Origin of the sequence: Modicisalibacter tunisiensis (assembly GCF_020148005.1) — a bacterium.
GTDB classification, from domain to species: domain Bacteria; phylum Pseudomonadota; class Gammaproteobacteria; order Pseudomonadales; family Halomonadaceae; genus Modicisalibacter; species Modicisalibacter tunisiensis.
Genome location: NZ_JAGXFD010000001.1, coordinates 190,300 through 198,352, shown reverse-complemented (window position 1 = coordinate 198,352; position 8,053 = coordinate 190,300). Strand labels below are relative to the sequence as shown.

Below are 8,053 nucleotides of genomic sequence, written 5' to 3'. Positions count from 1 at the left end.
CTGTCGGGTCCCGGATGATCAAATGAGCTATAGGAGTTATCCTCTGCTGGCAGCCAGAGAGCTTCTACAGCAATTCATCCGGGAGCAGGTTCATGGACATCAAGCTGCATAAGCAGGCCACGACAACACCGAAGATCCGTGCTGAAATCCAGGCGGCGCCCTCCAGCATCACGGATAGCGAGCTGGCCCGCCAGTTTGGCGTCGCCACCGCGACCATTCGGCGCTGGCGGTACCGTGACGATGTCTATGATCGACCCCATACGCGTCACAACCTACTGGCCACCCTCACGTCTGAGCAGGAGGAGGTGCTGATCGCCGCTCGTGAATTCCTGCGCCTCGGCCTGGATGATCTGCTCGTCGTGGCACGTGAGTTCTTGAACCCTCGACTGTCTCGCTCAGGCCTGCACCGCATGCTCCAGCGGCGCGAGGTGCCGACACTGGCAGAACTGGCTCGGCAGGACGCTGGCGATGATGGGAAGCCCCGGCACAAGCCCTTCAAGGACTACGAGCCCGGGTACGTGCATATCGACATCAAGCACCTTCCTCAGATGCCTGATGAGGAGCAGAAGCGCTACCTGTATGTCGCCATCGACCGTGCCACACGCTGGGTCTATCTGGAGGTCAGGCGCAGCCAGTCTGCCAAGGACGCCAAGGCGTTCATGAAGTGCGTGGAGGAGATGGCTCCCTTCACGATCCAGACGGTGCTCACTGACAACGGCAAGTCGTTCACCGATCGCTTCACGCGGGCAGGTGAGCGCACGCCCAGCGGCCGCCACCCCTTCGACCAGGAGTGCCAAGCCCATAGTATCGAACATCGCCTGATCAAGCCGGGAAGGCCACAGACGAACGGTATGGTGGAGCGGTTCAACGGCCGCATCAGCGACGTGCTGGCGACCCGGCGCTATACCTCAGGCGAGGATCTGGAGCAGACGCTAAAACGCTACGCTTGGCTGTACAATCACCACATCCCTCAGAAGGCGCTGCATCATCAATCACCGATTGCAGCGATGAAGGAATGGCGGGCTAAACGGCCAGAGTTATTTACCAAGCGGGTGGTCAATCACACGGGACCCGACACCTAGCCAAGGACAAAAACCGTGATGGCCGGGGCTATTCGTTCGAGGTAATGCGAGCCCGGATGCTCTATACCACCAAGCACAAGAAGAAGGCGCCACAAGTCAAGGAATCCCCGTTTCTGGGCAGAGCCACCATGACCTACAACATGGGACTCCCCGAGCCTGAGAAGAACTTCGGTGTCGATCTATCAACCTTCTGGAAGGACTAAGGGTTGGATGGGGCTGGAAGGCCCATCAACCACTTAATCCGGATACCCGGATTTCCCAGACCTTCTCGAGATCACCGACGTTATCGGCCGTGATCTGATCGAGCGGGCTGTACTTCTGCGCATTGAGCTGGCCGTGGAAGCTGTCCCAAGTCGGCTTTTCGGGGACCAGCGGAATCGGTGGGCCGACGGATTCGTCGGCCTGAGCGTTCGATGCCTGCCCGCTGGCCTGGTCTTGTGCGGTGGCGGCCTGATCCGGGTTGGCGGTTTGCTCTTGGGAGTCGGATGCCTGGGTGCCGGTCCGCGCCTGGTCCTGGCTGGTGGTCTGTTCCTGGGCGGTGGACTGCTCCTGAGCCGAGGCCGTCAGGGGAACCACGGAAAGCGTCAGGGCGGTGGCCGTGACGAGACGCGGCAAGGCGAATCGGGTGGTCAACATGGCGCGGCTCCTCAGGCGTGGGTGGGGCGAGTGGTACGGGGCGGGCGGATCATGTCGATGATCAGCCCGACGAGACCCACTACCATGGCGATGGCGACCCACCATTGATGCAGCAGGAGGCCGGCGAAGAAGGTGCCGGCAAGGCCCAGCAGGATCAGCACGCGCAGCGCGATGCGGGCTCCGCGCCCCGGTACGGCAGCGAGCCCGATTGCCAGGATGGCGAGCACGATACAGGCCAGAATGGCGACCATGGCGCCCAGCGTGCCGTTGACGCCGGTCAGCGGGGTGAAATAGGCATAGAGGGCGAAGGCGAGCCCGACGAGCGAGGCCAGCAGCAGCAGGATGGCCCCCGTTCGGGACACAAGAGGTTGCGACATGTCGTTTCTCTCTCCTTGGGAAACCGAATGACGATGTGAGGCGTCCTGTCCGACAAAAGATCGTTAGTCGGTAAACGATGAGCCCGTGATGTTAGCAGAAAGCCGTGCTCCGTTTTCAGGGGTAGTCTCCGGGACCGGCGCGAACCAGCAGTCACCCGGCTATCCGGACCGCGACCACCACCAGGCCGAAGGTGGCGACACCGACGATCACCGGCCATCCCAGGGTGCGGGTGCGTCGCCACACGATCAGGGTAGCGCCGATACCCACCAGTGTCGCGCACCAGCCGACGGAATCCTGTCGCTGCGGGATCAGCGATACGCCGAACAGGGCGGCGATCATCAGCGGCCCCAGCAGGCGCAGCCAGGGGGGCAGGGTGTTGCTGCCCTCGCCGTCGTTGGTGGAGCGATGCAGGCGGCGGCGCATCCAGAGTAGCGGCAACAGGCGCAGGGCCAGGGTACCCAGGGCGGCGATCACCACCGCCAGCCACATCGACGCACTCATGAGGCCGCCTCGCCATCACCGCCTGGACGGTTGCCGATGGCATAGAAACCCAGCGCGCCGGCGGCGGCGGCCAGCGGAATGCTGACGTTGGCGAATCCGCCGAGCGCCAGGACGAGCGCCGCCGCCATGCTGATACCCAACGCCAGCGACCAGCGCAGCGACGTGAAGTGGGGCGCCAACAGCACCAGAAACAGCGCCGGCAGGGCGAACGGCATCACCTCGCCGAGCAGCGGCCAGCGGCGGGTCAGCCACTCGCCGGCCACCGCACCGAGTACGCTGCCGGCGATCCAGCTCAGCCAGGCCAGCCCGGCGGCACCGCTGAACCAGCCGAGGCGTCGTTCCGGCGCTATCTGCGGCAGGCGGGTATGCGCCAGCGCGAAGATCTGGTCGGTCAGGCCGTGCATTAGCCAGGGCCACCAGCGGCTGCGGGTCAGCCAGGGTGCCAGGTTGGGGGCATAGACCAGATGGCGGATATTGATCAGCAGCGTCATGGCCACCGTCAGCCACAATGGCGCGCCGGCGGCGGCCATGCCGACGAACAGGAACTGCGAGGCGCCGGCGTAGATCAGTGTCGAGATCGCCGCGACCTCAGTGGTCGAGAAGCCGGCCTGGGTGGCGACGAGGCCGAACGAGACTGCCACCGGCACGTAGCCGCCGAGCAGTGGCAATGCCTCGCGCAGGCCAGTCAGCCAGGCCGGGGGCTGGCGGTGGACCGGGGTATTATCGGTCATCCGTGTTCCCCTCCGCCGTAGACGATGGTCAGCAGACAGGTCGCGGCGGTGTCGCCGGTACGGTAGGCGTGCGGTCGATCGGCGGCGAAGGCGTACTGGTCGCCGACGGCCAGTGCCTGCATCGCCTCGAGCGGGCCGGCCTCCAGCGCACCGCTGATCAGGCTCAGGTACTCCCGGGTGCCTGGCGAATGCGCTTCGGCGCGGCGACAGGTGTGCGGTTCGCAGCGCATCCAGTAGGCATCCACGGCCGGCGCGTCGTGCCCCTGGTCGATCAGTTGCACGGTAACGCCGTCCTCGCCGAGCGTGGCGGTGATCGGTGCGACCAGAGCGCCGAAGGGCACCTCGAGCCGTATCGCCAGGCGCCAAAGGGTATCCAGCGTGGGGTTGCCATCGCCCTGCTCGAGGCGCGACAGGTTCGACTTGGCGATACCCGCCCGCTCCGCCAGATGCGACAGCGACCAGCCGCGGGTGCGACGCAACGTCTGTAGATGGCGTCCCAGAGTAGTCAGTGACGGATTGTCCATGAACGGTCGATGTCTCCAGAAGATGTTCTATATAAAGAACGTTCTATAAAAGGAACGACGTGTCGTCAACCCGCGAAGCTGTTACGGCACCCTGACACGCTGCCCGGGGCCGGCATGGCCGGTTCGGGGAGCTAGGCATGGCGCCGTTGGCCGGGACGTCAAATCGGATAGCGTCGTATTCGCGACACCCATGACGCTTTTGGAATTTCCCCCGTCGCTTCCAAGCGCCGGGCGCCCCGGGGGCAAGGCTATTCTGCGGCCATGACGCCAACCCCATCGGAGCCGACCATGACCCCGCAAGCCCTGCACGACGACGCCATCGTCATCGACGGTCTCATCATCGCCAAGTGGAACCGCGAGCTGTTCGAGGACATGCGCAAGGGCGGCCTTACCGCCGCCAACTGCACCGTGTCCGTCTGGGAGGGCTTCCAGGCCACCGTCGACAACATCGTCAGGACCAATGCCCTGATGGCCGAGTCCCGCGACCTGGTTCGGCCCGTGCGCACCACCGCCGACATCACCCGGGCCAAGGAAGAGGGCAAGACCGGCATCATCTACGGCTTCCAGAACGCCCATGCCTTCGAGGACCAGATCGGCTACGTCGAGATCTTCAAGCAGCTCGGCGTGGGCATCGTGCAGATGTGCTACAACACCCAGAATCTGGTCGGCACCGGCTGCTACGAGCGTGACGGCGGCCTCTCCGGCTTCGGCCACGAGATCGTCGCCGAGATGAACCGCGTGGGCATCATGTGCGATCTGTCCCATGTCGGCGAGAAAACATCCCGCGAGGTGATCGAGGCCTCCGAGAAGCCGGTCTGCTACTCCCACTGCCTGCCCGCCGGCCTCAAGGAGCATCCGCGCAACAAGTCCGACGAGGAACTGCGCTTCATCGCCGAGCATGGCGGTTTCGTCGGCGTGACCATGTTCACGCCCTTCCTGCGCGCCGGGGTCGACGCCACCGTCGACGACTACGTCGAGGCCATCGAATACGTGATGAACATCGTCGGCGAGGATGCCATCGGCATCGGCACCGACTTCACCCAGGGCCACGGCCATGACTTCTTCGAGTGGCTGACCCACGACAAGGGCTATGCCCGGCGCCTGACCAACTTCGGCAAGATCATCAACCCCGAGGGCATCCGCACCATCGGCGAGTTCCCCAACCTCACCGAGGCGCTCTCGCGTCGCGGCTTCAGCGAGGCCCAGGTGCGCAAGATCATGGGCGAGAACTGGGTGCGGGTGCTCAGGGACGTCTGGGGACAATAAGCCACGAGCCACGAGCCACGAGCCACGAGCCACGAGCCACGAGCTGAGAGCTGAGAGCTGCGAACAATCCTGCTACCGAAGCCCGAAGCCCGAAGCCCGAAGCCCGAAGCCCGAAGGCCATAACAATCAGCAAGATTGAGGAACCCAACCGTGACCAAGACGGCCCCCGAACTGCCCATCGAGGTGGATAGCGAGACCGGCGTGTGGACCACCGATGCCCTGCCGATGCTCTACGTGCCGCGCCACTTCTTCATCAACAACCACGTCGCCGTGGAAGAGGCGCTGGGTGTCGAGACCTACGCCGACATCCTCTACCACGCCGGCTACAAGAGCGCCTGGCACTGGTGCGAGAAGGAGGCCGAGCTGCACGGCCTCGAGGGCGAGGCGGTATTCGAGCACTACATGACGCGCCTGTCCCAGCGCGGCTGGGGGCGCTTCACCACCGAGGCGATCGATCTCGACGCCGGCAGCGCCCGGGTGCGCCTCGAGCACAGTGCCTTCGTCTATCAGCTCGGCAAGGTCGGGCGCAAGGTCGAGTACATGTTCACCGGCTGGTTCGCCGGGGCCATGGACCAGATTCTCGAGGCCCGCGGCAGCGATCTGCGCACCATCGCCGAGCAGACCCAGAGTGCCGCCGAGGAAGGCTGCGACGTTGGCCGCTTCGCGGTCGCTCCCCGTCACTACCTGGCAGGTTGAGGTTTCCGAGATGGCATTCGACGCGTTGTTCAAGCCGATCGAGATCGGCAATCTCACCATCCGCAACCGCGTGGTCAGCACCGCCCACGCCGAGGTCTACGCCACCGATGGCGGCATGACCACCGATCGCTACGTCAGGTACTACGAAGAGAAGGCCAAGGGCGGCTGCGGGCTTGCCATCTGCGGCGGTTCCTCGCCGGTGTCGATCGACAGTCCGCAGGCCTGGTGGAGTTCGGTCAACGTCTCCACCGACCGGATCATCCCGCACTTCCAGAACCTGGCGGATGCCGTGCACAAGCACGGCGGCAAGATCATGATCCAGATCACCCACATGGGCCGCCGCTCGCGCTGGGACGGCTTCGACTGGCCGACGCTGCTGTCGCCGTCGGGCATTCGCGAGCCGGTGCACCGTTCGACCTGCAAGACCATCGAGGAAGAAGAGATCTGGCGGGTCATCGACGACTTCGCCCAGGGCGCGCGCCGCGTCAAGGAAGGCGGTCTCGATGGTATCGAACTGTCCGCCGTGCACCAGCACCTGATCGACCAGTTCTGGAGCCCGCGCGTCAACAAGCGCGAGGATGAGTGGGGCGGCAGCTTCGAGAACCGCATGCGCTTCGGCATGGAAGTCCTCAAGGCGGTGCGCGCCGAGGTCGGCGACGACTTCGTGGTCGGCCTGCGCATCTGCGGCGACGAGTTCCATCCCGACGGCCTGACCCACGACGACATGAAGCAGATCGCCGCCTACTACGACGCCACCGGCATGGTCGACTTCTTCGGCGTGGTCGGCTCGGGCTGCGACACGCACGACACCCTCGCCAACGTGATTCCCAACATGTCCTATCCGCCGGAGCCGTTCCTGCATCTGGCGGCGGGCATCAAGGAAGTGGTCGGTGCGCCGGTGATCCACGCCCAGAACATCAAGGATCCCAACCAGGCCAGCCGCATCCTCGAGGGCGGCTATGTCGACATGGTGGGCATGACCCGCGCGCACATCGCCGACCCGCACCTGATCGCCAAGATCAAGATGGACCAGGTCGACCAGATCAAGCAGTGTGTGGGCGCCAACTACTGCATCGACCGCCAGTACCAGGGCCTCGACGTGCTGTGCATCCAGAATGCCGCCACCTCGCGCGAGTACATGGGCCTGCCGCACATCATCGAGCCCAGCGACGGGCCGAAGCGCAAGGTCGTGGTGGTCGGGGGCGGCCCCGGCGGCATGGAGGCGGCGCGTGTCGCGGCCGAGCGCGGCCACGATGTCACCCTGTTCGAGGCCGCCGAGCAGCTGGGCGGCCAGATCACCCTGGCCGCCAGGGCGCCGCAGCGCGACCAGATCGCCGGCATCACCCGCTGGTATCAGCTCGAGCTGGCACGCCTCAAGGTCGACCTGCGCCTGGGCACCCGCGCCGACGCGGCGACCATCGGCGACCTGCGCCCGGACATCGTGGTGCTCGCCACCGGCGGTCAGCCCTTCCTGTCGCAGGTGCCCGAATGGGGCTATGCCGAGGATCGCGAACAGAGCCTGGTGGTCAGCACCTGGGACATCCTCAGCGGCGCCGTGGAGCCCGGCAGGAACGTGCTGATCTTCGATTCCATCTGCGAGTTCGCCGGGGTCTCTGCGGCCGACTACCTGGCCGACAAGGGCGCCAAGGTGGAGATCGTCACCGACGACATCAAGCCCGGTGCGGCGGTGGGGGGCACTACCTTCCCGACCTATTACCGCAGCCTCTACGAGAAGGAGGTGATCATGACCTCCGACCTGGCGCTGCACAAGGTCTATCGCGAGGGCGACTCGCTGGTGGCGGTGCTCGAGAACGAGTACACCGGCGCCCAGGAGGAGCGGGTGGTCGACCAGGTGGTGGTCGAGAACGGCGTGCGCCCCGACGAGGCGCTCTACTACGCGCTCAAGGAGCAGTCCCGCAACAAGGGGCAGGTCGACCTCGAGGCGCTCTACGCCATCCAGCCGCAGCCTGCCCTGGCCACGCTGGACGACGATCCGGATGCCGGCTTCGTGCTGTTCCGGCTGGGCGACTGCACGGCACCGCGCAATACGCATGCGGCGATCTATGATGCCCTGCGGATCTGCAAGGACTTTTAACTCGAGCTTGAAGCCGGAAGGGTCCTGGCCACCCATGCCGATGGGCGCTGGGGGCAGGGCGTAGCGAGGGTCCTTTGCCATGGCCGGAAAGTGTTCCTTTCCATTCCGGCATTTCCGCCATCCATGGCGGTCAGATGGCAAAGG

Annotated in this window: 9 protein-coding genes and 1 pseudogene; 5 read left to right on the top strand and 5 right to left on the bottom strand. The window is 65.2% G+C overall.

From position 1 onward, the window contains the following. Positions 1-92: 92 nt before the first annotated feature. Entirely contained in the window at positions 93-1,082 is a 990-nt protein-coding gene (locus tag KGQ91_RS00885; protein WP_224420026.1) for an IS481 family transposase, read from the top strand. After that, positions 1,079-1,285 (top strand): annotated as a pseudogene (locus KGQ91_RS00880) (ISL3 family transposase); the annotation flags it as partial. The gene KGQ91_RS00885 and the pseudogene KGQ91_RS00880, both read left to right, overlap by 4 nt. Before the next feature lie 25 nt (positions 1,286-1,310). Here KGQ91_RS00880 and KGQ91_RS00875 read toward each other — a convergent pair. The 5 genes from KGQ91_RS00875 to KGQ91_RS00855 all read right to left on the bottom strand — a co-directional run bounded on the left by KGQ91_RS00875 (position 1,311) and on the right by KGQ91_RS00855 (position 3,852). After that, entirely contained in the window at positions 1,311-1,718 is a 408-nt protein-coding gene (locus tag KGQ91_RS00875) for a hypothetical protein (RefSeq protein WP_224420025.1), read from the bottom strand. 11 nt (positions 1,719-1,729) lie between these two features. Further along, on the bottom strand, positions 1,730-2,095 hold the full coding sequence (locus KGQ91_RS00870) for a hypothetical protein (protein WP_224420024.1): 366 nt from the start codon (positions 2,093-2,095) through the stop codon (positions 1,730-1,732). Between the two features lie 151 nt (positions 2,096-2,246). Continuing rightward, positions 2,247-2,597, bottom strand: coding sequence for an AzlD domain-containing protein (locus KGQ91_RS00865; RefSeq protein ID WP_224420023.1), 351 nt, complete (start codon positions 2,595-2,597; stop codon positions 2,247-2,249). Continuing rightward, complete coding sequence (locus tag KGQ91_RS00860; RefSeq protein WP_224420022.1) at positions 2,594-3,328, bottom strand: AzlC family ABC transporter permease; 735 nt, start codon at positions 3,326-3,328, stop codon at positions 2,594-2,596. The genes KGQ91_RS00865 and KGQ91_RS00860 overlap by 4 nt, the downstream gene beginning before the upstream one ends. Then, complete coding sequence (locus KGQ91_RS00855; protein ID WP_224420021.1) at positions 3,325-3,852, bottom strand: XRE family transcriptional regulator; 528 nt, start codon at positions 3,850-3,852, stop codon at positions 3,325-3,327. The genes KGQ91_RS00860 and KGQ91_RS00855 overlap by 4 nt, the downstream gene beginning before the upstream one ends. Before the next feature lie 288 nt (positions 3,853-4,140). Between KGQ91_RS00855 and KGQ91_RS00850 the strand changes: the two genes are divergently transcribed. The 3 genes from KGQ91_RS00850 to dgcA all read left to right on the top strand — a co-directional run bounded on the left by KGQ91_RS00850 (position 4,141) and on the right by dgcA (position 7,909). Then, entirely contained in the window at positions 4,141-5,118 is a 978-nt protein-coding gene (locus tag KGQ91_RS00850) for a dipeptidase (RefSeq protein ID WP_224420020.1), read from the top strand. 150 nt (positions 5,119-5,268) lie between these two features. Then, positions 5,269-5,814: a DUF5943 domain-containing protein gene (locus KGQ91_RS00845; RefSeq protein ID WP_224420019.1), complete on the top strand. Its 546-nt coding sequence runs from the start codon at positions 5,269-5,271 to the stop codon at positions 5,812-5,814. A gap of 10 nt (positions 5,815-5,824) precedes the next feature. After that, positions 5,825-7,909 (top strand): dimethylglycine demethylation protein DgcA, encoded by a 2,085-nt coding sequence (dgcA, locus tag KGQ91_RS00840; protein ID WP_224420018.1) that lies wholly within the window; start codon positions 5,825-5,827, stop codon positions 7,907-7,909. Positions 7,910-8,053: the final 144 nt, after the last annotated feature.

Coding starts and splice junctions, on each gene's coding strand:
- KGQ91_RS00855 (WP_224420021.1), bottom strand. CDS start 3,852: ATGGACAATCCGTCACTGACTACTCTGGGACGCCATCTACAGACGTTG.
- KGQ91_RS00870 (WP_224420024.1), bottom strand. CDS start 2,095: ATGTCGCAACCTCTTGTGTCCCGAACGGGGGCCATCCTGCTGCTGCTG.
- dgcA (WP_224420018.1), top strand. CDS start 5,825: ATGGCATTCGACGCGTTGTTCAAGCCGATCGAGATCGGCAATCTCACC.
- KGQ91_RS00860 (WP_224420022.1), bottom strand. CDS start 3,328: ATGACCGATAATACCCCGGTCCACCGCCAGCCCCCGGCCTGGCTGACT.
- KGQ91_RS00885 (WP_224420026.1), top strand. CDS start 93: ATGGACATCAAGCTGCATAAGCAGGCCACGACAACACCGAAGATCCGT.
- KGQ91_RS00850 (WP_224420020.1), top strand. CDS start 4,141: ATGACCCCGCAAGCCCTGCACGACGACGCCATCGTCATCGACGGTCTC.
- KGQ91_RS00865 (WP_224420023.1), bottom strand. CDS start 2,597: ATGAGTGCGTCGATGTGGCTGGCGGTGGTGATCGCCGCCCTGGGTACC.
- KGQ91_RS00875 (WP_224420025.1), bottom strand. CDS start 1,718: ATGTTGACCACCCGATTCGCCTTGCCGCGTCTCGTCACGGCCACCGCC.